Annotated in this window: 17 protein-coding genes (1 of these 17 only partly in view); 4 read left to right on the top strand and 13 right to left on the bottom strand. The window is 40.5% G+C overall.

What is annotated here, in order from left to right; genetic code table 11:
* Window positions 1-852, bottom strand: partial view of a glutamine-hydrolyzing GMP synthase gene (gene guaA / locus WMO13_RS01725; protein WP_026879414.1) — the 5' portion only. It extends 678 nt beyond the left edge of the window; only the first 852 of its 1,530 coding nucleotides appear in the window; the start codon lies at window positions 850-852; the stop codon falls past the left edge of the window.
* Between the two features lie 311 nt (window positions 853-1,163).
* On the opposite strand from guaA, the gene WMO13_RS01720 reads away from it, so the two are divergent.
* From WMO13_RS01720 to WMO13_RS01710, 3 genes are read left to right on the top strand one after another with little or no spacing between them, the layout of a single operon-like run.
* Entirely contained in the window at window positions 1,164-1,403 is a 240-nt protein-coding gene (locus WMO13_RS01720; RefSeq protein WP_034856089.1) for a FeoA family protein, read from the top strand.
* Window positions 1,404-1,406: 3 nt separating this feature from the next.
* Window positions 1,407-3,755: a Fe(2+) transporter permease subunit FeoB gene (feoB, locus tag WMO13_RS01715; RefSeq protein ID WP_034856091.1), complete on the top strand. Its 2,349-nt coding sequence runs from the start codon at window positions 1,407-1,409 to the stop codon at window positions 3,753-3,755.
* Window positions 3,752-4,015: a FeoC-like transcriptional regulator gene (locus WMO13_RS01710; RefSeq protein ID WP_026879416.1), complete on the top strand. Its 264-nt coding sequence runs from the start codon at window positions 3,752-3,754 to the stop codon at window positions 4,013-4,015. Before feoB ends, WMO13_RS01710 begins: the two co-directional genes overlap by 4 nt.
* Window positions 4,016-4,229: 214 nt before the next feature.
* Here the strand turns inward: WMO13_RS01710 and WMO13_RS01705 are convergent, their stop codons facing one another.
* Window positions 4,230-6,512 carry an FdhF/YdeP family oxidoreductase gene (locus WMO13_RS01705; protein WP_026879417.1) on the bottom strand — a complete coding sequence of 761 codons (2,283 nt, stop codon included), beginning with the start codon at window positions 6,510-6,512 and terminating at the stop codon, window positions 4,230-4,232.
* A 237-nt stretch (window positions 6,513-6,749) separates the two neighbouring features.
* Here WMO13_RS01705 and WMO13_RS01700 point away from each other — a divergent pair, with 237 nt between their 5' ends.
* Window positions 6,750-7,505, top strand: a complete 756-nt coding sequence (locus WMO13_RS01700; RefSeq protein ID WP_342386815.1) for an IS5 family transposase — start codon at window positions 6,750-6,752, stop codon at window positions 7,503-7,505.
* 291 nt (window positions 7,506-7,796) lie between these two features.
* On the opposite strand, the gene WMO13_RS01695 is transcribed toward WMO13_RS01700, so the two are convergent.
* The 11 genes from WMO13_RS01695 to mutL form a co-directional block, all read right to left on the bottom strand.
* A complete protein-coding gene (locus tag WMO13_RS01695) occupies window positions 7,797-8,222 on the bottom strand; it encodes a YqaA family protein (protein WP_026878444.1) in 426 nt (141 codons plus the stop codon).
* Between the two features lie 70 nt (window positions 8,223-8,292).
* Window positions 8,293-9,585, bottom strand: a complete 1,293-nt coding sequence (gene coaBC, locus WMO13_RS01690; RefSeq protein ID WP_034855274.1) for a bifunctional phosphopantothenoylcysteine decarboxylase/phosphopantothenate--cysteine ligase CoaBC — start codon at window positions 9,583-9,585, stop codon at window positions 8,293-8,295.
* Between the two features lie 275 nt (window positions 9,586-9,860).
* Entirely contained in the window at window positions 9,861-11,390 is a 1,530-nt protein-coding gene (gene rng / locus WMO13_RS01685) for a ribonuclease G (protein ID WP_245601141.1), read from the bottom strand.
* Entirely contained in the window at window positions 11,390-12,565 is a 1,176-nt protein-coding gene (locus WMO13_RS01680; RefSeq protein WP_026878441.1) for a phosphoglycerate kinase, read from the bottom strand. Before WMO13_RS01680 ends, rng begins: the two co-directional genes overlap by 1 nt.
* The gene (gene trxB / locus WMO13_RS01675; protein WP_051396104.1) at window positions 12,555-13,538 is read right to left on the bottom strand and encodes a thioredoxin-disulfide reductase; all 984 of its coding nucleotides are present in this window, start codon (window positions 13,536-13,538) and stop codon (window positions 12,555-12,557) included. Before trxB ends, WMO13_RS01680 begins: the two co-directional genes overlap by 11 nt.
* A gap of 282 nt (window positions 13,539-13,820) precedes the next feature.
* The gene (locus WMO13_RS01670) at window positions 13,821-14,909 is read right to left on the bottom strand and encodes a polyamine ABC transporter substrate-binding protein (RefSeq protein WP_026878440.1); all 1,089 of its coding nucleotides are present in this window, start codon (window positions 14,907-14,909) and stop codon (window positions 13,821-13,823) included.
* Window positions 14,910-15,069: 160 nt separating this feature from the next.
* The gene (locus WMO13_RS01665) at window positions 15,070-15,504 is read right to left on the bottom strand and encodes a c-type cytochrome (protein WP_026878439.1); all 435 of its coding nucleotides are present in this window, start codon (window positions 15,502-15,504) and stop codon (window positions 15,070-15,072) included.
* Between the two features lie 156 nt (window positions 15,505-15,660).
* Entirely contained in the window at window positions 15,661-17,292 is a 1,632-nt protein-coding gene (gene ubiB, locus WMO13_RS01660; RefSeq protein WP_026878438.1) for a ubiquinone biosynthesis regulatory protein kinase UbiB, read from the bottom strand.
* A 129-nt stretch (window positions 17,293-17,421) separates the two neighbouring features.
* Window positions 17,422-18,168 (bottom strand): bifunctional demethylmenaquinone methyltransferase/2-methoxy-6-polyprenyl-1,4-benzoquinol methylase UbiE, encoded by a 747-nt coding sequence (gene ubiE / locus WMO13_RS01655; protein WP_156923245.1) that lies wholly within the window; start codon window positions 18,166-18,168, stop codon window positions 17,422-17,424.
* Window positions 18,169-18,303: 135 nt separating this feature from the next.
* Window positions 18,304-19,131, bottom strand: coding sequence for a shikimate dehydrogenase (gene aroE, locus WMO13_RS01650; protein ID WP_051396103.1), 828 nt, complete (start codon window positions 19,129-19,131; stop codon window positions 18,304-18,306).
* Entirely contained in the window at window positions 19,131-21,077 is a 1,947-nt protein-coding gene (gene mutL, locus WMO13_RS01645; protein WP_026878435.1) for a DNA mismatch repair endonuclease MutL, read from the bottom strand. The genes aroE and mutL overlap by 1 nt, the downstream gene beginning before the upstream one ends.
* Window positions 21,078-21,158: the final 81 nt, after the last annotated feature.

The following is a 21,158-nucleotide window of genomic DNA, read 5'->3' as shown; positions in this document are numbered from 1 at the left end:
TTTACTCAAGAACCGATCTTTCGCATCAATACGAATAATGTTAAGACCAAATTTACCACCTAAACTCTCCATCACTTGATCCCCTTCGCCTTTACGAAGTAAACCATGATCAACGAAGATACAAGTCAATTGATCTCCAATCGCTTTTTGTAATAGAACACCTACCACACTAGAATCAACGCCCCCTGAAAGCGCCAATAAGACTTTTTTATCGCCGACTAATTCTTGGACTTTTTTGATCTCTTGTTGAATAAAGTAATCCATTTTCCATTGATCAAAACAGCCACAAATCTCATAAGCAAAGTTGCGAAGCAGTTCAAGACCAAATGATGAATGCTTTACCTCTGGATGGAATTGAACGCCGTAAAGATTTCTCTCGGGACACTCCATTGCAGCAATCGGACAATCACTACTATGTGCTGTTACCTCAAACCCTGCAGGTACTTCAGTTACAAGATCACCATGACTCATCCAAACAGATTGTGTTTCTGGTAGGCCATCAAAAAGTGTTGTCTCTTTGAGATCAACATGCAGAAAAGCTAAACCATATTCCCGATTTGAAGCTTTTTCTACTTTACCACCCAATTTATGGGTCATCAATTGCATACCGTAGCAGATCCCTAATACAGGAATACCTAGATTAAAGATCTCTGGATCAATCGAAAATGCATTATCCGCATAAACACTATTCGGACCACCTGAAAGAATAATACCTGAGGGCGCCATCGCTTTAAGCTCTTCTGCTGTTACTTTATGCGAGATTAACTCTGAAAAAACCCCGATCTCACGTATCCGCCGCGTGATTAGTTGATTATATTGACTACCATAATCCAAAACGATGATTTTTTCCATCAAAGCGCTCCTCAAAAGCTTAGTTTAAAAAAGTTCGATCTATTATAGCTGATCTACAACTAATTTAACTATTTCCTCAAAAAATTAATCAAACCCTATAAATCAAAACGAGGAAATCCGTTACCTAAACCTTACATATTTTGCATAAACCATATACACAGCAATACGTTAAACCATTATCGATTAAAAAAACAACATTGATAAACATGATAGTGATCATGAAAATGGTTTAGAGTAATTGATAATCAATCTCAATAGGAATATATTTACATCAGTATTTTACTTTCCTCTATATTTATCGAGAGTCGATCATGACAATATTCACCCTTGATCAATTAGCAGTTAATGAGACTGCCATGGTTAAACAATTGAATACAGCCGAACCACAATATCGCAATAAACTGCTCGCTATGGGAATTACCCCAGGCTGTGAAGTAAAAGTGATTCGCACCGCACCGCTTGGTGATCCTATGCAGATTATGATTAGAGGCTTTCAGCTTTGCCTACGCAAAGCGGAAGCTGCCTCTATTATTGTGGAACAGGGAATTTAAATTATGGCTAAAACCATTGCTCTCTTAGGAAACCCTAACTGTGGGAAAACAACCCTTTTTAATGCCTTAACAGGGCATCAACAAAAAGTGGCTAACTGGCCAGGCGTAACCGTTGATAAAAAGAGTGGGCATTTTACCGTTAAAGGTCAATCCATTGAGGTAATCGACCTCCCTGGTACTTACTCCTTTGAGAGTAGCGATAATAATACCTCTCAAGATGAATTAATCGTACGAAATTATCTCCTCAATGCACCGGACACACTCATTATCAATGTCATCGATGCAGCTAATCTACAAAGAAGTCTCTATCTCACATTTCAGCTTCTTGATCTAAAACAGCCAATGATTATCGCGCTCAATATGATGGATGTGGCAAAACTTGAAGGCATTGAGATCTATCTTTCATTACTGCAAGAAAAATTACACTGCCCTGTCATTGGACTCTCTGCCCGTAAGAATGAGGGTATTGAAGAGCTCAAAAAAATGATTGCGGTCTATGAACCGGCACCTTATTTAGATCATGAAGAGATCTTTGCAACACAGAGCCCGGCGGTTACCCAGATTATTAATGATGGCATTGCAGCACTCCCAGAAAATAGTCCTATCCGTTCGGCAACGCCTTGGCAACTCCTAGAGGCGATTAAAGGGGAATATCAAACAATCCCCTTATCAGAACAAGATCAATTTGCTTTACAATCTATGCAGCAGCAGATTGCGCAATTAGCAGATTGCGAGCTTGATATTATTTTAGCGAGTAGCCGCTATGAAGCGATTGACCAATTAGCCCAATCAGTGATTAAAACAACGGGAATTGCAAGTGGCAAATTAACCGCCAAAATTGATAGCTGGGCATTAGGTCGCTTTACCGGCATCCCTATCTTTCTCATCGTCATGTTCCTCATGTTTGCCATTGCGATCAATGTGGGCTCTGCCTTTATCGACTTCTTTGAGATTCTGTTTGATGCCATTTTTGTCAGTGGTTTAGGCCATCTTTTAGCATCCATCAATGCTCCTGATTGGTTAACAACCTTCTTAGCCAATGGAATTGGTGAGGGAATTAAAACCGTTGCTAGTTTTATTCCCGTATTAACAATGATGTTCCTCTGCCTCTCGCTATTAGAAGATTCTGGCTATATGGCTCGTGCAGCAATGGTCGTCGACCGCGGTATGCGTGCAATCGGCCTTCCCGGCAAAGCCTTTGTGCCTATGTTAGTCGGCTTTGGCTGTAACATTCCTGCTATTATGGGAACGCGCACCTTAGAGAATGAACGTGATCGATTAATGTCGATTATGATGATTCCTTTTATGTCCTGCGGTGCTCGTTTACCCGTTTATGCGCTCTTTGCTGTTATTTTCTTCCCCAATAATATTGGTATGATCGTCTATGCACTCTATCTCCTTGGAATTGTGGTTGCTATCTGCACAGGATTAGCCTTAAAATTCTCTATCCTTAAAGGTCCTAATACCCCTTTTATTATGGAATTACCGGCTTATCATATGCCAACGATCAAAGGGATTAGCATCACAACTTGGGATCGACTCAAAAGCTTCATCTATCGTGCGGGTAAAGCCATTATCATCGTAGTAGCCATTCTCGGGATTCTCAATAGCGCGGGTACAGATGGGACATTTGGTAATGAAAATAGTGAAAAATCAGTCCTCTCTACAATCGGTAGAACCATTACACCTGCCTTTGAGCCAATGGGTTTGACTGAAGAAAACTGGCCGGCAACCGTTGGGATCTTTACCGGTATCTTTGCTAAAGAATCAGTGATTGGTACCTTAAATTCCCTCTACTCTCACGATGCGCCCGAAGAAGAATTTGATTTCTGGGAGCAAGTCGGAGAGGCTTTCCAAACTATTCCAGAAAACCTGGCTGAATTACCCAAACTACTTCTCGATCCTTTAGGTATTAATGATCAGGTGGCTGATGGCGATATTATGGCAATCCAAGAAGCGAATGATGTCAATGATACGACCGTTTCTGAAATTCAACATTACTTTACCTCCACTGCTTCGGTAATCTCTTACCTGATCTTTATTCTGCTTTATACCCCTTGTGTTGCGGCATTAGGTGCTGTTTATCGTGAGGCAGGATTACGTTGGACGGTCTTAGTGGCGAGTTGGACCTTTATTATCGGTTGGATTTTAGCAACAGGCTACTATCAGTTCCATCTTCTTAATATAGGTGCTGGTATTGCGCCGATTATTTGGATCATCTCCTTAGCTGTTGCGCTCTTTGCACTCTTTATGCTTCTTCGTTATATGGGTAAAAAAGAGATCTTTACAGAAAGTAAGCAATTCATTGCACAGAGCCACAAAAAATCTTCTAAAGGGGATTGTTGCCAATGATTTTGATTAAGTTGAAAGCGTATGTTGACCGAGAGAAAGAGGTTCCACTCGGTCGCCTTGCTCATCATTTTCAAATGCCGGAAGATCTTATTGCCAATATGATGGAACATTGGGTACAAAAAGGGCTTATCCGAAAACAGACAAGTCAATGCGGTCAATTAGGGGCGTCACTCTGTGGTGGTTGCACTTCTAACTGCCATACAATGGCAGCACCAAAAGCAACACAGACAACTGTTATCTATCAAGCCGTAGAAAAATAATGATCTCAGTGAGGATTATTTTTCAATAATTAAACTATTCAGTACTACGTCATTGAACTGAGTAATCGAACTAGCCATTTAAATTAACCAATTGAATTATAAACAATAAAAACCACTTCTAGCTGATTACCGGAAGTGGTTTTTTATGCTCTATCTATAACTATCGACAAGATTTTTTAGTGGTAGAACTGAATCCATCTTTCTCTTACCACTATTAACTTGCGAGCTCTAATTTCACAGGAATATTTTTATAAGCGGGAATTCCGGACTGTTCATCGAAGTTCTCTAATTTCACCAAGTTATTCGCCTCAGGGAAATAGGTAGAGACTGATCGATCAGCAATATCGTAGATCACTACTGTTAAATTATCTAATCGACGATCCGTTGGATTACGATCTTTATCTAGTGCAATAATATTAACCTTTTGCCCAGCTTTAATACCTTGCTTCTTCGCTTCATTTTCACTAATAAAGAGTACATCCCGTTGCCCGAAAATACCGCGATAACGATCATTCATACCATAAATAGTTGTATTATATTGATCATGACTTCGCACTGTTGAAAGTGTCAACTCTGCATTCATTGCCGAACGAGGATCTTCAATTAAGCCATCTTGAGTCTTAATAAAATTCGCTTTACCACTCTTAGTAACCCATTGACGTACTGTAGCAGGATTCAAGAGATGAAACCCAGTCGGTGCTTTAATACGCTCGTTATAATCATGAAATGCCTCATAAACAAAAGCGATATCATCACGAATCTTACTATAATCTGCCACAAGGTCATCCCAAGGTACTTTCGTGTCTGGAATAGCTGCTTTAGCAATGCCTGCAACAACAGCACATTCTGATTTTAAATGTTCACTGACAGGTTGCAAAATACCACAAGATGCTGTGACAAAATTCATTGAATCTTCCACTGTTACTACTTGTCGACCTGTTTTTTGTATATCAATTTCTGTACGCCCTAAAACCGGTAGTAGATAAGTATTCTTAGAGGTTAAAAGATGAGAACGATTCAATTTGGTGGCAATATGTACTGCCAAATCTAGCTTCTGCATCGCTTCATAGGTTTTATCATGATCGGGCATTGCTTCAGCGAAATTCCCGCCCATACCGATAAAAGCTTTTGATGAACCGCTATACATCGCCTCAACAGACGCTACAACTGCATGTCCCCATTCAGTAGGAGCTGTAAAACCATATCGCTCTTTGAGTTTACCTAACATCGCGGCACTAGGTTTCTCGGTGATCCCAACAGTGCGATCCCCTTGTACATTAGAGTGCCCACGAAGAGGTAGGATGCCAGCACCAGGTTTTCCCATATTGCCTTTGAGCAATAGCAGATTCACAAGCTGCTGAATATTTTGCGTACCATGCTCATGCTGCGTAATTCCCATCCCATAACAGATAATGGTTCGCTCAGCTTGAATATAGAGCTCTGCAAACTCTTCAATCTCTGCTTTTGATAAACCGGATACATGAGTAATGTTATCCCAATCGGTATTTAAGACATCTTCCCGTACCGCCTCGTAGCCTACCGTATGATTTTTAATAAACTCAAGATCTAGGATAGGCTCATCACCATTCGCAACTGTAGCTTCATGCCGTTCGATCACGATACGCATCAAACCTTTCATCAAAGCAACATCACCGCCCACACGGACTTTATAGTAGTGAGACGCTAAAGGTGTCGCATGATCTGTCGCCATATCTACAGGGTTCTGTGGATAGAGAAAACGTTCAAGCCCACGCTCTTTAAGCGGATTAACTGCCACAATTTTGGCACCTCTTTTCACAACACTACGATAAGTGCTCAAAATACGAGGATGATTCGTGCCCGGATTATGACCAATATCAATGACCAAATCGACCGTATCAAAATCTTCAAAGACCACAGTTGATTTCCCCACACCGATAGAAGCCGCTAATCCAACGCTTGTGGGCTCATGACACATATTAGAGCAGTCCGGGAAGTTATTCGTGCCATACTCTCGGCCAAATACTTGATAGAGAAAAGCAGCTTCATTAGAAGTACGTCCAGATGTATAGAGTTCTAATGTTGTATGATCTTGATACCCTTGAAGAATCTCTCCAATCTCTTTAAATGCATCCTCCCACTCAATAGCCTGATAACAATCCGTTTCAGGATTATATTTCATAGGATGCGTTAATCGACCAAGATCTTCAAGCGAATGCGCATCCATCTTAGCGAGCTCTGATACAGGATTTTTAGCAAAAAAACCAGGTGTTGCAGTTTTACTAGTAGCCTCCCAAGCAACGGCTTTGGCACCATTTTCACATACATCAAAAATCGGTGCTCTAGCTGGATTGGGCCAAGCACATCCCGGGCAATCAAAACCATCGTGCTTATTCATATCAAAGAGCGCACGAATATCAGCGCCTTCCCGATCTTGCGCATCTAATGCTTCTACCACTGCTTTTAGAGCACCCCACCCACCGGCAGGCCCTTTATAATCTTCAATTTTCTTTGTCATTGTAAACCTCACTCAGGGATCTCATTTATTGATCATGCAGACCTATAAACAAAAATAGATTAATAGACTTCTATAAAACTCAACGGTTAACTATTACCCAAACTATTTATTAATATATAAAAATATCTATTAAAATACAATTTTATTTATTTTATATAGGGGCTGTTGAACATTGCAGTTCAAAATAAAAAAAGCGAGCGGTAGAATATTATCGTCAAAAAAAACCTACCTCTCGCTATGTCTCGAACCATGCTTACAGATAAACTATGGCTGAAACTGAAGCCTATTCTCCTAGATTTGAATATCTATGACAAACCAAATTTAAGAAATATCGTTGAGGGTATTCTATTTAGAATGAGAACAGGTGTTCCTTGGAGGGATATTCCTGAGCAATTTGGGCGACCTAATACTATTTTTAAAACTTTTAGTCGTTGGTCTAAAAATAACAAGCTCTTGAAATTATTTAAAAAACTATCACAAGATGTTGACTATGAATGGCTGTTTATAGATGCAACTCACATTAGAGCTCACCAGCATAGCACAGGAGCAACCGCAGATAATCCTCAAGCAATATCTAAAAGTGTTGGTGGAAATAGTTCAAAAATTCATATGATCGTAGATGCTTGCGGTAATCCCTGTGAATTTATCGTAACAGATGGAACGACCCACGATATCAAGGTCGCTCCAGAGCTACTTAGCAGGGTTCATTTAAATACGACAGATTACGTTAGTGCAGATAAAGGTTATGATTCTGAGAGTTTTAGAGAAGATATTATAAATCAAGGAGCTAAAGCTATTATTCCTAAAAAGAGGAATACTCTTACGAATAATAATCATATGGACTGGCATATTTATAAAACTCGGCATTTAGTGGAGAATGCATTTGCAAGGCTGAAACATTTTAGAAGTATAGCAACAAGATATGACAAGCTAAAACAACATTATGAAAACAACGTTGCTTTAGCTTGTGCCTATATTTGGCTGAAGTTATGAATGTTCAACAGCCCCTAAATAAAATAAAAAACATTAAAAATAAAAAGAGATTTGCCATTGAATCTTTCAAATAGATTCCCTGAATGAAGATCAGCGAAAAGAGAGTAAAACAGAGAAATATAGTAAGATCGGTTCAAAATAAGCTTATTTAAATGCCGGCACATCGGTTGTAAGAAGCAAAGAAGCTGTTCTATCCGAATAAGATCTGCCCGCATAAAAAAGCATCCTAAAGGGTGCCTTAATATGCTACCTATCATCTTATAATTTTGCATTTTATCAACACAAAGATTCTTAGATCACCTTTTCAGCTACTTCTAGAAAAGCAATAATAATGAGGTAACGTGCGCCTTTCCCAATTAAAATTGCTAAGCTTGCTTTCCAAATATTGAGTCGAAACCAACCCGCGGCGATCGGCAAAATATCACCAATAAAGGGCATTCCCGAAAGAAGCAACGTCCAAGAACCATATCGGCGAATATAATACTCCGTTCGAGGTTTGATCTTTTTATGATTCGGAATAATACGTCCGACAAAGAGCATAATCATACTGCCTACGGTATTAAAAATAGTCGCAACCAACCAAGCAGATAACGCAAAATCAGGATGTTTATGCAAAAAAGCCACCAGCGCAACCTCTGAACTTCCCGGCAAAATAGTCGAAGAAGTCACACTAGAAAGTGCTAATAATGATAAAGACTCAACAACTGAGAGTGCCATAATCGATTCCTTTCAAGATTTATCTCATAGATCAATCATAAAGCGGGTCAAATAAATTTATTCGACTAATTTATTCGCCCCATTCATTCGGAAACAGGGTTACAATAGCTTCTAGAATTTGTTGGGCAATCTCTGACTTATCAGCTTTAAGCAGCGGGATACGCTCACCACTTTGGGTAAAAAGAATCATCTCATTCTCAGATTCACCAAACACCTTCCCTCCTGAAACATCATTTAAGCAAATCATATCCACATTTTTACGCAGTAATTTCGCTTTTGCGTGCTCTTCCACAGACTCCGTTTCAGCGGCAAAGCCAATACAGAGTTTAGGGCGATCATCTCCTTTGGCAATTGTCGCTAAAATATCCGGGTTTTGTGCCAAAGTGAGCGTTAATAGATCTTGCCCTACTTCCTTCTTCATCTTCTGAGTAGCACGATTTACCACGCGATAATCAGCGACTGCAGCAGAGGCAATAAAAAGATCGCAAGCACCTTTCGTATCACTTGAAGTGGCTTTAGTGACTGCAGCAAGCATCTCATCGGCATTTTTCACTTTTACTAATTGAACATTTTGTGGGGCTTCAATAGCAACAGGCCCTGAAACTAGCGTCACCTCTGCGCCCATTAAGGCGGCTTTCTCGGCTAAGGCGTAACCCATTTTACCGCTAGAATAGTTACTGATATAGCGCACAGGATCGATCTCTTCTACCGTTGGGCCTGCGGTAATCACAACCCGTTTACCTGCAAGAGGTAATGATCTGGATCCTTTAAGGTCAGGGAAATTATTCAAATCACTCACATCACTCGAATGGTTCGAGTCATTCAGCATAAGTGAAGCCCTCATCGCTAAAATGGCATCACGAATCTCAGTAGGCTCTAACATTCGCCCTTCCCCTACTTCACCACAAGCTTGCGCACCATCTCCCGGCATTAGAATATGAATACCGCGCTGTTTTAAGGTTTCAATATTAGTCTGCGTTGCAACATTACGCCACATTAAACGATTCATTCCCGGCGCTAACACAATCGGTTTCTCGGTAGCTAGACAGATCGCCGTTAAAAGATCATCTGCCATTCCCATCGCCAATCTTGCCATACAATTCGCACTTGCCGGCGCAATCACAATCAAATCTGCCCAACGTGCTAACTCAATATGTCCCATTCCCGCTTCGTGAGTGGGATCAAGAAGATCATAAACTACAGGATGGCCGGATACTGCCTGTAACGTCAAGGGCGTAATAAAACTTTGCCCACCTTTTGTCATTACAACCCGTACTGTACAGCCCACTTCTCGCAAGCGACGTACTAAATCTGCTGATTTATAGGCAGCGATACTTCCTGAAACACCCAAAACAATATTCATAATAGTTCCCTACGACTAACCTTGATAATCCATCTGATGATCTATTCAATGACCTATTAAGTAGTCTATTGAATCTACATCATAAAAAGAGCGCTATTGTTGAGCTTTTTGCTTCAACGGATAACGCTCTTATAATCTACCTTTTTCATCTATTTTGGCAATGATACGTGTTAATTCTATTTACCCATCTACTTATGCCAAGCTCTTTACCTATTCAAGATTACCGACCATCAGCGACCCTAAATAGCAATTAATATTATCTACTTTCTACTTCATTACATTGGAACAATATCAAATTGTTCCACAGGATAGAGCTCTTCCGCTTGCAATCGAATATTCGCATCGATCTGATTTTGTAGATCAGCTACGCTATGTGCTTCTTCATCTAATAACCGCTCAATCACTTCCGGCGCGGCTAAAACGAGAAACTCTTTGAGGGTTGGAAAACGTTTTCCATCTCGAATTAATTCCCGCAATATCTCAAAACAGACGGTCGCACTCGTTTTTACATAACCATTCCCCTGACACTTAGGACAAGGTTCACACAATAACTGTACTAAACTCTCCCTTGTGCGTTTACGCGTCATCTGCACTAATCCTAATGAGGTCACCTCACTAATAGACGTTCGGGCATAATCTTGTGAGAGATGCTCAGAGAGCTCCTCTAAAACCCCTTGTCGATGCTCTTCGCTCTGCATATCAATAAAATCAATAATGATAATACCGCCGAGGTTTCGCAATCTTACTTGACGCGCTAAGGCTTGTGCTGCTTCAAGATTCGTCTTATAAATGGTCTCTTCTAGATTTCTAAATCCAACAAAGCCACCTGTATTGACATCAATAGTAGTCATAGCTTCAGTCTGCTCAATCATTAAATAACCGCCAGACTTGAGATCTACTCGTTTTTCTAAAGCAAGGTTGATCTCTTTTTCAGTATTAAAGAGATCAAAAATCGCTCGAGGCCCAACATAATACTCAATACGCTCGGTCATCTCAGGTAGAAAGCGAGTCGTGAAATCCATCATCCGCTTATACCCATCCATCGAATCAATCCGCACACGTTGAATATCTTTCGAAATGTAATCCCGCAGAATACGTTGCTCTAATGGGAAATTACCATAGATAATTTCGCCCACTTTTGACTCCGCAATACGCTGTTTTACTTCGCCCCAAAGACGATTTAAAAACTGCATATCTGCCCGTAACACCCAAGGATCAGCACCCTCAGCCGCTGTTCTTGCGATATAAGCGCCGGGGATCTCTGCTTGGTAATTTTGTAAAATTCCTTTTAACCGATCCCGCTCCTCTTCATCTTCAATCCGAATCGATACACCAATCACATCGGAATTAGCGAGGTAAACAAGATAACAAGAGGGAATCGAGATTTGTGTAGTAATACGCGCCCCTTTTGTACCTAAGGGATCCCGTATTACCTGCACAATTAATTCCTGGCCTTGAGTCAACAATTTAGTGATATCAATAGCTTCAGGATTGCGCTTCGTAGGAAGACGCTCATTCTCTTCTTCTCTATCACTACATTGATCACACTGCTCAGGTGCATATTCACTACAGCTTGTCTGAATATCACTCACGTGTAAAAAAGCAGCGCGATCTAAACCAATATCAACAAATGCCGCTTCAAGGCCCGGTAATACACGAATAACGACCCCTTTATAAATATTACCAACTAATCCCCGTTTTTCATCCCGCTCAATCAGCACTTCCTGCGCTATTGCATTGCTAATTACAGCAGCACGTGTCTCATTCGGCGTAATATTAATCAAGATTTCGTTATTATTCATCATTAATTTGCTCGCTTTTCCAACATCTCAACAGCAGGTAATACTTTACCTTCTAAGAGCTCTAAGAATGCGCCCCCAGCGGTTGAAATATAAGAAATTTTATCTGCAATTCCGAACGTTTCTACCGCAGAAACGGTATCACCACCGCCGGCAATCGAGAATGCGCTACTTGCGGCAATCGCTTCACCTACTTTCTTAGTACCTTCTGCAAAGTTTGCAAACTCAAATACGCCTACAGGACCATTCCATACGATTGTTTTCGCATTCTCTAAAATATGGTGATAAAGCTCAATCGTTTGTGGACCAATATCCATAATCATATCATCTGCTTCTATATCAGAAATGGCTTTAACAACCCCTTCCGCATCTGCAGAGAATGCTTTTCCAACCACTACATCGATCGGTAGTGGAATCTCTTTCCCTTCAGCTTCAGCACGAGCTAATAGCTTTTTAGCTTCAGGAACAAGATCTTTCTCCACTAAACTATTTCCCACTTTATAACCCTTCGCAAGCAGCAATGTATTTGTAATACCTCCGCCGGTAATGAGTTGATCCACTTTATCTAATAGGGCGTTTAATACGGTTAATTTTGTAGAAACTTTTGCGCCTCCAACAATCGCAACCATCGGCTTTTCAGGATGCGCAATAGCTTTAGTCAGTGCTTTAAGCTCTTTCTCTAAAAGAAGCCCTGCAGCAACCTCTTTCGCTTCCATCCCCACACCATAAGTAGATGCTGCTTTACGATGTGCCGTTGCAAACGCATCCATCACATAGACATCACAGAGATTCGCCATTTTTTTAGAGAGCGCTTCATCATTTTTCTTCTCTCCTTCAAGGAAGCGAACATTCTCAAGCAGTTTCACTTGTCCAGGTTGAATCTCAACCCCATTAATCCAATTTTTGACTAGGGGAACCGGCATTCCTAAGCGGTTATTGAGCCATACAGCGACAGGAGCTAAAGTAAATTCTTCATCTTCAACCCCCTCTGCCGGACGACCTAGATGAGACATGATCATCACAGCGCCCCCTTTCTCTAAGATCTTTTGAATAGTCGGAAGAGCTGCCTCTAAACGTGCATCGGAAGTAATCGCACCATCATGAATAGGAACATTCAGATCTTCACGAACTAAAACACGCTTACCTTCTAAATTAAGATCATCTAATGTATTAAATTTCATACTTGCTCTCCTCGTTGTGAATACTACCAATACTATCTAAATAACGCTCAGCATCAAGCGCTGCCATACATCCTGTACCCGCCGAAGTGATTGCTTGTCGATAATGTGAATCCATCACATCACCCGCTGCAAACACCCCTTCTACTGAAGTTGCAGTTGCATTCCCTTCTAACCCCGATCGCACCACAATATAACCATCACGCATTTTCAATTGCTCTGCAAAAATCACGGTATTCGGTGTATGTCCAATCGCAATAAATACACCCGGTACACTTAATGATTTTACGCCATCATTCATCGTCGAAGAGAGCTTCACTCCTGTTACACCATTTTGATCACCCTCAACTTCATCAAGTACATAATTAAGATGAAGTTCAATTTTGCCATCTTCAACATGTTGATAAAGGCGGTCGATCAGAATTTTCTCTGCGCGGAAACTATCCCGGCGATGTACTAAATGCACTTTTGAGGCAATCGCACTTAAATAGAGAGCCTCTTCTACTGCGGTATTCCCACCGCCGACAACAACGACTTCTTGATCTCGATAGAAGAAACCATCACAGGTTGCACAAGCTGAAACCCCTTTACCGAGATACGCTTCTTCTGAGGGTAATCCTAGATATTTTGCTGAAGCACCTGTTGCAACAATCAACGCATCACAACTATAAGTCCCATTTCCGCCGGTGAGCGTAAAAGGTCTTTTTGAGAGATCCACCGATTCAATATGATCAAAGATAATCTCTGTGCCAAAACGCTCGCAATGGGCTTGCATCTTCTCCATCAATTGAGGCCCTGTTAAGCCCTCTTCACCACTAGGCCAATTATCCACCTCTGTGGTGGTCGTCAATTGACCGCCCATTTGCATTCCAGTAATAATGACAGGATTGAGATTAGCGCGCGCCGCATAAAGCCCCGCAGTATAGCCCGCAGGTCCTGATCCTAAAATAATTAATGAATGATGAATAATACTCATAGTTACCTCTATTTGAAATAATCGTTATAAATTTAGATAGCGATCTCCTTATCAGTATCACCCTCTTGAATTTATCTATCTGTAATTTACTTACCATTATACATAAAAAATGAACTCTCTCTCATCCCTCTATCAAAACTAGATCAAAACTCATGCACAATTTTTCAAATTCCATAAAAAATCCTCTAAGCATTACCTTCAACGCTTAGAGGATCGGTCTTATTTCGAGCAACAATCTAATAAAAGATTGGGCCAATTTGTACTATTAAATACTGTTCATTCCTATTTCTGCGCTTTAATTTTTAACCATTGCCGCATTAGTTTTTTCTGCTCCCGCTGCGTATAAGGCTGTTTCACATTCAATAGTGATAATGTTTCCTCTGAGGGATAGAGCGCTTTATCATTCAATAACTCTTGATTCACATAAGGGAAAGCAGCTTCATTTGATGTCGCATATTCAACATAATCAGCCGCACGCGCATTCACTTTTGCATCTAATAAGAAATCGATAAAAGCATAGGCTTCATCTACATTTTTAGCATTTTTTAGAATCGCTAATTGATCAAACCAGAGTAGACCACCCTCTTTCGGAATAAAGTATTCAATATTCACGCCAGCATTCGCTTCTTTCGCTCTTGCTTTTGCTAAATAGAGATCACCCGACCAACCTAAACTCAAACAAGCATCACCATTGGCCATGGCATTGATATATTCTGAAGAATGAAATTTCGTAATATAAGGACGAATTCCCTCCAAGACTTCATTGGCTTTCGCAAGATCTGCATCTGAAGTACTCTCTGGATCTAATCCTAAGTAACGCATTAGCATTGGGTAAAACTCACTCGGGGAATCAATAACATAGATTCCGCAGCTTGCGAGTTTTGAAGCATATTCGGGATTAAAAAGAAGCTCCATAGAATCAAGCGGTGCATCTGGCACGAGCTCTTGAATCTTATCCACATTATAGGCAATACCTGTTGTTCCCCACATATAAGGGACAGAATATTCTGTCGCGCCTGGCAATTCTTCAAGTCGTTCCTCAACAAAAGGCCAGATATTACCAATATTTTGTAGCTTGCTACGATCAATCTTCTGTACCGCATCTGCCTGCGTCATATAGATCAAAGTATAATCTGATGGTACGACAATATCGTATCCTGAATTACCCGTTAAAGTTTTTGCCAATAATACTTCATTACTATCGAATGTATCATAGATCACCTTAATACCTGTTTGATCGGTAAATTCAGTAATCAATTCTGGATCAATATAATCAGTCCAGTTATAAACGCGTACTTCTTGCGCTTGTACTGCTGTCGTACCTAATGCCAAACCTAAAGATAAGAGCGTTGCCAATTTAAATTTTTTCATGACGCGATCAATCTCCTATAAGTGGGAAATATAGAAAAGGCGGTTAGCACCATGCCAACCGCCCTTGATTGTATCTTAGATTTATCGTAATAGCCTAACAAAAAAGCCTATAACAATAAGAATCAACTAGAGATGATGATTTAAAATCATCAATCAGCTATTAATCTAATTTGAATGAATCATGGCAAGACTTACAAGTACCGCCTAATTTACCCATTTGTTGTGCAAGCGTTTGTTTTTCACCTGCAGCTTCAACCATTTTGCCACTCTCTTCGATGAATGCCGCTAAATCTGCATCAAACTCTGCACGATTTTCTGCGATTTTAGGGCTTGCATTAGTTCCTTCATAAGCGCCATCAACGAATGTTGCACCTACGGCCTTAGCCATTTCATTAATACGTTTTGCCGCTGATACCGCCTCTTCTGGGTTGTATTCAACTTCACCTTTAAGCATACCGCCTAAGATTCCCATATTCCAGCCTGCAACTGTGAAAGCTGCTTTACGGTATTTGATCACAGCATCTGTATCTGCCTGTGCCATAGAAATGCCCATAGTCGTTACGGCTAAAATTGCTACTAATGCTAATTTTTTCATTGACTTCTCTCCTTATAAAAACTCTACTCTACCCTGATTATTATCAAGATATTCTCCGCTTATTATAGATGATATTTTGCAAAGAATTGTGTTAAATCAATTTCTTTTTAAAATTCTTTCTTAAGATTATCACATACAGCAAAAAATATCAGCATGTTACCGTCTTTTTCGTAACGATAGATAGAAAAAGAATAGTCCTAATAATGAGATAGAAACCGTTCCCCATAATGACAGATCATCCCATTTAAGTAACAGCGCTAATAAGAATACAGCACCAACACCACCCAAGATTCTCCGTTTACTCTCTTCACTTTGAATCGCTTGTAACTGTTCCCATTGAGTTTGTGCAAGGTTCACCTTTAACTCACCTTTCACAGCTTGACGGAAAACAATATTCCCGTTTTGCATCATATCAGGAATCTGTTCAAGCCAGATGGGAAGATCGTGTTTATACCGTTTAATGATCGCCTTTGGCCCACGCTTTCTCTTCACAAAATCAACAAGATAAGGTTTTGCCGTTTCCCACAGATCTAAATCAGGGTAAAGCTCTCTTCCTAAGCCCTCAATTGCAAAAAGTGTCTTCTGCAATAACATCAACTGTGGTTGCATTTCCATTTTAAAGCGACGCGCCGTTTGAAAGAGTGATAATAGAAAACCACCAAAAGAGATATCTTTTAAAAGCTTATTGAAAACGGGTTCACATAATGAGCGAATAACGGCTTCAAAATCTCCCACCGGTGTATCTGGCGGTACCCAACCAGATTCCACATGGAGTTCTGCAACTTTAAGATAATCTCGATTAAAAAAGGCTAAAAAGTTACTTGCTAGATAATGCTGATCATCTTCATTCAATGTCCCAATAATACCGAAATCTAGTGCAATATAAGTGGGATCTTTCGGATTTGTCACATCCACAAAGATATTACCGGGATGCATATCTGCATGGAAAAAACTATGCTCAAAGACTTGGGTAAAGAAGATATCGACACTTCGTTTAGCAAGTAACGGGATATCTACTCCTAAAGCTTTTAAGGTTTCAATATCGCCGACAGGAACGCCGGAAATACGCTCCATCACAAAGACATTTTTACGGACATAATCAAGATATATTTCAGGCACATAGAGCGCTCTTGAACCTTTAAAATTCTCTCTTAATTGCGCGCCATTTGCGGCTTCAATTGTCAAATCGAGTTCATTCAAAATTGTCCGCGCATGCTCTTCTACAATCTCCACAGGGCGAAGCCGTTTACCATCCGGATAGTAGCGTTCAATAGTGTATGCAAGCACTTCCATCAAGCCGATATCTCGTTTAATCACTTTCTGAATGCCAGGGCGCACAACTTTAACAACCACCTCTTGACCATTGAGTAGTACAGCCCCATGTACCTGTGCAATAGAGGCTGCTGCAATCGGCGTTTCATCAAAAGAGCGGAATATTTGATTAAGCGGCTTTTGATAAGCCTTTTCAATAATATTGATCGCTACATCACTTGGAAATGGTGGCACACTATCTTGTAGCTTTACTAACTCATCGACAATCTCTTTATCAAGCAGATCATATCTCGTTGAGAGCGCCTGCCCTAATTTAATAAACGTCGGTCCAAGTTGTTCTAAAGCAAGGCGAATACGCACCGGCAATGGCGTTGTTTTATAACCATTAAAAAGAGACAACACCGGTTTAAGAAACCGAAGATGCCGCAGTCCTGGCACCATAAAAGCAAGATCATATAGACCAAATCTGAGGAATACCCACCAGATTTTAATCATACGCAAACCACGAGAAATCATCTAATTATCCTTAAGTAAATAGAATATGAAGTAGGAATTCTCTGCAATCCCCACTAATAACCAGAGCTTATCGTTAAAGTTGATAAACTCTATATTAACTAGCGCTTAGACTAATTCTAAGGCTAATATTTAATAGACAAATCCTCGATGAATTGCCACAATCCCGCCGGTTAAATTTTTATAATCCACTTCATCAAATCCCGCTTCAAGCATCATATCGCGAAGCTCTTCTTGTGGTGGATGCATCCGAATCGATTCAGAGAGATAGCGATAGCTATCACCATCTTTTGCAATTAACTCCCCCATACGTGGAATAATTTGGAATGAATAGAAATCATAAAGCGTCCCTAATCCTGGAACCACCGGTTTAGAAAACTCTAACACCAAAAGACGACCGCCAGGTTTTAAGACTCGGCGCATCTCTTTGAGCGCTTTCATTTTATCCGTTACATTACGAAGTCCAAAACCGATCGTAACAAGGTCAAATGTCGCATCTTCAAAGGGAATCTGTTCGGCATTAATCTGTTTAAATTCCACATTGCCGACAATCCCTTCATTGATAAGACGTTTACGACCTTCTTCTAACATTGATTCGTTGATATCTGATAAAACCACTAAGCCTTCAGCACCCACACGTTGACTTAAACGTTTCGTCAAATCCCCAGTGCCGCCGGCAAGATCCAATACTTTCTGACCGCGTCTTGCCCCTGATAAGCTCATCGCTGTATTTTTCCAAAGGCGATGAATCCCAAAACTCATCACATCATTCATCACATCATAGCGGCTCGCAACTGAGTGAAACACTTCTGCAACTTTCGCTTCTTTCTCATCACGATCGACCGTTTGATAACCAAAATGGGTTTTTTCTTCAGACATAATTCTCTCTTCCTTTATGAATGGATTTTGCAAATGATATCAAAATCCAGGATTGAATGCCTGATTAAAGGCACGTTTTATCTTAACTTTCTTACTTTTATCAAAGATCCAAAAGGGAAATAATGTTTATCAATATTACCGCCCAAAGATCGCCATTACACCATCTATCGAGGGCTTCTTCCCGAACCAAAATTCAAAGGCGTATACGCCTTGCTCAATGAGCATCCCTAAGCCATCATAGGCTTTTTTACCACCATTATCGTAGATATATTCCATAAAAATAGTGGGTTGATTGCTATAAACAAGATCATAACCGATAGTATCGCTACCGATCGTTCCTTGTGGTAATGCCGGGAAATCTTGTTGCAGTGAGGCACTTGTCCCATTAATAATCAGATCAAACTCATCCTGTAAATCATGCCAAGCCATCGCTGAAATATCACATTGTGTACTATTTGCAAACTCTTGGACTAATTGCTCTGCTTTAATCAAAGTACGATTACTCAACATCACAGAATGCGGTTTTTGATCTAAAAGCGGTTGCATAATGCCGCGAACTGCGCCACCGGCACCTAATACTAAAATGCGCTTGCCGGCAATTTGAATTCCTTTTAGCTCGGTCATATCCCGAATAAGTCCAATACCATCAGTATTATGTCCGTAGATCTTCCCTTCTTGAATACGAATTGTATTGACGGCTTTCGCTGTACGAGCTTCAGGTGTTAAATCATCACACAATCGATATATCTCCTCTTTAAACGGAACGGTAATATTAGCCCCAACAATCCCTTGATTGACCCAATGCTTTAAGGTTCCTGCAAGATCATCGAGCGGCGTTAGAACCTTTAAATACTCAAGATTGACACCGGCATTACGAGCAAACTGCATCTGCATCTCTGGAGATTTTGATTGCGCAATAGGATTACCAAAAATAACGCATCGTTGTAAGATTGTTGAATTCACTATTCACCTCGTAAAAAGAGTTTATCTAAATCAGTCAATGCTAACGACCGCCAAGTAGGGCGACCATGATTACACTGCCCTGATCGTTCTGTACGCTCCATATCTCGAAGTAGCGCATTCATCTCTGGTAAGGTTAAACGCCGATGATGACGAATAGCGCTATGACAAGCCATCGTTGAAAGAATATCATGGATATGTTCCGTAATCTTTTGACTAGACCCATAGCGGTCAAAATCTCGTAACACTTCGCTCACTAATTTCTCGATATTAGCGCGAATTAAACTTGCCGGAACCTCTCGTACTACAATGGAATTATGACTTAATACTTCTAAAATCAAACCTATTGAGTGAAGTTCTGCCTGAAATTCCTCTACAAGCGCAATCTCTTTCGAGGTTACTTCAATAGTTTTAGGAATTAACAAGGCTTGTCTGACAATCCCTTTATCCGTATCCACTGCACTCTTAAAACGCTCATAAATAATCCGCTCATGAGCGGCATGCATATCTACCATCACTAAACCCTGCCGATTCTCCGCCAAAATATAGGCTTCATGAAGTTGTCCGAGCGCATAGCCTAACGGTGCATCATCAGGATCGAAATCTTGATCATTTTTATTGCCAATTTTATCAGTAGCTGAATGATTAAGCGCCGTTGAAGAAGTTTCATCTGTTAGTTCGGTAAATACTTGTTGCCCTGATGAATTTGATATATTGCGACCGGCACCGATTGCTTCATAGAGATTAAGAGGCTTATAAGGCTTACCCTGCCCACCATATTGATTACCAAAAGAGAGTCCTGTTTGTCGTTGATTTGCAATGGCACTACTCTCTGATGGCGCTTCTTGTGCTGATAAAGGCTGTTTATCCTCTATTGAAGCCACAACCGGAAGCGCATCACTCCCCTCTAGAACTTCCGGCCGAGAGATGACATGATTAAAGGTGCTAAAAAGAAAGTTATGAACAATTCGCGACTCTCGAAACCGCACCTCATGTTTTTGGGGATGAGCATTGACATCTACCGCAGCAGGATCAAGCGTAAAATAGACCACAAAAGCAGGATGCTTATCACTGTACATAACATCTCGATAAGCTTGACGAATCGCATGCGCCACAAGACGATCTTTTACCATTCGCCCATTGACATAGACATACTGCCATTCATTGTTATTGCGGAAAAAAGTAGGCTTAGCAACCCAACCTTCTAACGTTAAAATTCGAGTTGTTCCCACATCATCAATCACCACTTCTTTAGTATGTGAAAAGTGAAAACAATTATCTAAAAATTCTTGATTAAAAACTTGCCCAATTCTTGCCTGTTTTTGCGCCATTGTCTCAGCAATAGGCGCTGAAAAGATCTCACGCCCATTATGAATAAGAGTGAAACTAATATCGAAACGAATAAGCGCTAGGCGTTTTACTAAAGTTTCAATATGACTTAGCTCTGTTCTCTCAGTACGCAAAAATTTCCGTCTTGCCGGCACATTAAAAAAGAGATCAAAAACTTCGATTCGAGTGCCTTGGGGAAGCGATGCCGGCATCGGCTCATTAATTTCATCATGCCCTTTGCTCTGTACTTTAAAGGCATACTCTGTTCCCGCTTCTCGAGAAATAAGTGTTAAGCGAGAAACTGCCGCAATACTCGGTAGCGCTTCTCCTCTAAAACCTAAAGTGGCAATCTCTTCTAGATCATTGGCTGAACGAATCTTACTCGTGGAATGACTTGATAAAGCAAGGCTTAAATCCTCCTTAGCAATCCCACTCCCATTATCTTGTACAATAATCTGTTCAATGCCACCTGCTCGAATATCTATCACAATTTCAGTGGCATTGGCATCAATACTATTCTCAACTAACTCTTTCACAACTGAAGCCGGTCTCTCAACCACTTCACCAGCGGCAATCTGGTTAATGACATGCGGATCAAGTTTCGCAATTTTCTGCCCCATATCTTCTCTCTGCTCCTTTTGAGATAGCTTATTGTACTTACAGTACATAAACGAAACGCCCGATTAATCAATCGAGCGTTT

It is taken from the genome of Ignatzschineria larvae DSM 13226, from assembly GCF_038500265.1.
In the GTDB taxonomy this organism is placed as follows: domain Bacteria; phylum Pseudomonadota; class Gammaproteobacteria; order Cardiobacteriales; family Wohlfahrtiimonadaceae; genus Ignatzschineria; species Ignatzschineria larvae.
The sequence above is the reverse complement of the archived record's forward strand: the minus strand, read 5'-3'. Positions and strand labels throughout refer to the sequence as shown.

Excerpts from the sequence above, each read along its gene's own strand:
- WMO13_RS01695 (WP_026878444.1), bottom strand. The coding sequence starts at position 8,222 with ATGGCACTCTCAGTTGTTGAGTCTTTATCATTATTAGCACTTTCTAGT.
- WMO13_RS01700 (WP_342386815.1), top strand. The coding sequence starts at position 6,750 with ATGTCTCGAACCATGCTTACAGATAAACTATGGCTGAAACTGAAGCCT.
- ubiB (WP_026878438.1), bottom strand. The coding sequence starts at position 17,292 with ATGATTTCTCGTGGTTTGCGTATGATTAAAATCTGGTGGGTATTCCTC.
- WMO13_RS01680 (WP_026878441.1), bottom strand. The coding sequence starts at position 12,565 with ATGAAATTTAATACATTAGATGATCTTAATTTAGAAGGTAAGCGTGTT.
- WMO13_RS01720 (WP_034856089.1), top strand. The coding sequence starts at position 1,164 with ATGACAATATTCACCCTTGATCAATTAGCAGTTAATGAGACTGCCATG.
- WMO13_RS01670 (WP_026878440.1), bottom strand. The coding sequence starts at position 14,909 with ATGAAAAAATTTAAATTGGCAACGCTCTTATCTTTAGGTTTGGCATTA.
- mutL (WP_026878435.1), bottom strand. The coding sequence starts at position 21,077 with ATGGGGCAGAAAATTGCGAAACTTGATCCGCATGTCATTAACCAGATT.
- trxB (WP_051396104.1), bottom strand. The coding sequence starts at position 13,538 with ATGAGTATTATTCATCATTCATTAATTATTTTAGGATCAGGACCTGCG.
- ubiE (WP_156923245.1), bottom strand. The coding sequence starts at position 18,168 with ATGTCTGAAGAAAAAACCCATTTTGGTTATCAAACGGTCGATCGTGAT.
- WMO13_RS01705 (WP_026879417.1), bottom strand. The coding sequence starts at position 6,512 with ATGACAAAGAAAATTGAAGATTATAAAGGGCCTGCCGGTGGGTGGGGT.
- feoB (WP_034856091.1), top strand. The coding sequence starts at position 1,407 with ATGGCTAAAACCATTGCTCTCTTAGGAAACCCTAACTGTGGGAAAACA.
- rng (WP_245601141.1), bottom strand. The coding sequence starts at position 11,390 with ATGATGAATAATAACGAAATCTTGATTAATATTACGCCGAATGAGACA.
- coaBC (WP_034855274.1), bottom strand. The coding sequence starts at position 9,585 with ATGAATATTGTTTTGGGTGTTTCAGGAAGTATCGCTGCCTATAAATCA.
- WMO13_RS01665 (WP_026878439.1), bottom strand. The coding sequence starts at position 15,504 with ATGAAAAAATTAGCATTAGTAGCAATTTTAGCCGTAACGACTATGGGC.
- WMO13_RS01710 (WP_026879416.1), top strand. The coding sequence starts at position 3,752 with ATGATTTTGATTAAGTTGAAAGCGTATGTTGACCGAGAGAAAGAGGTT.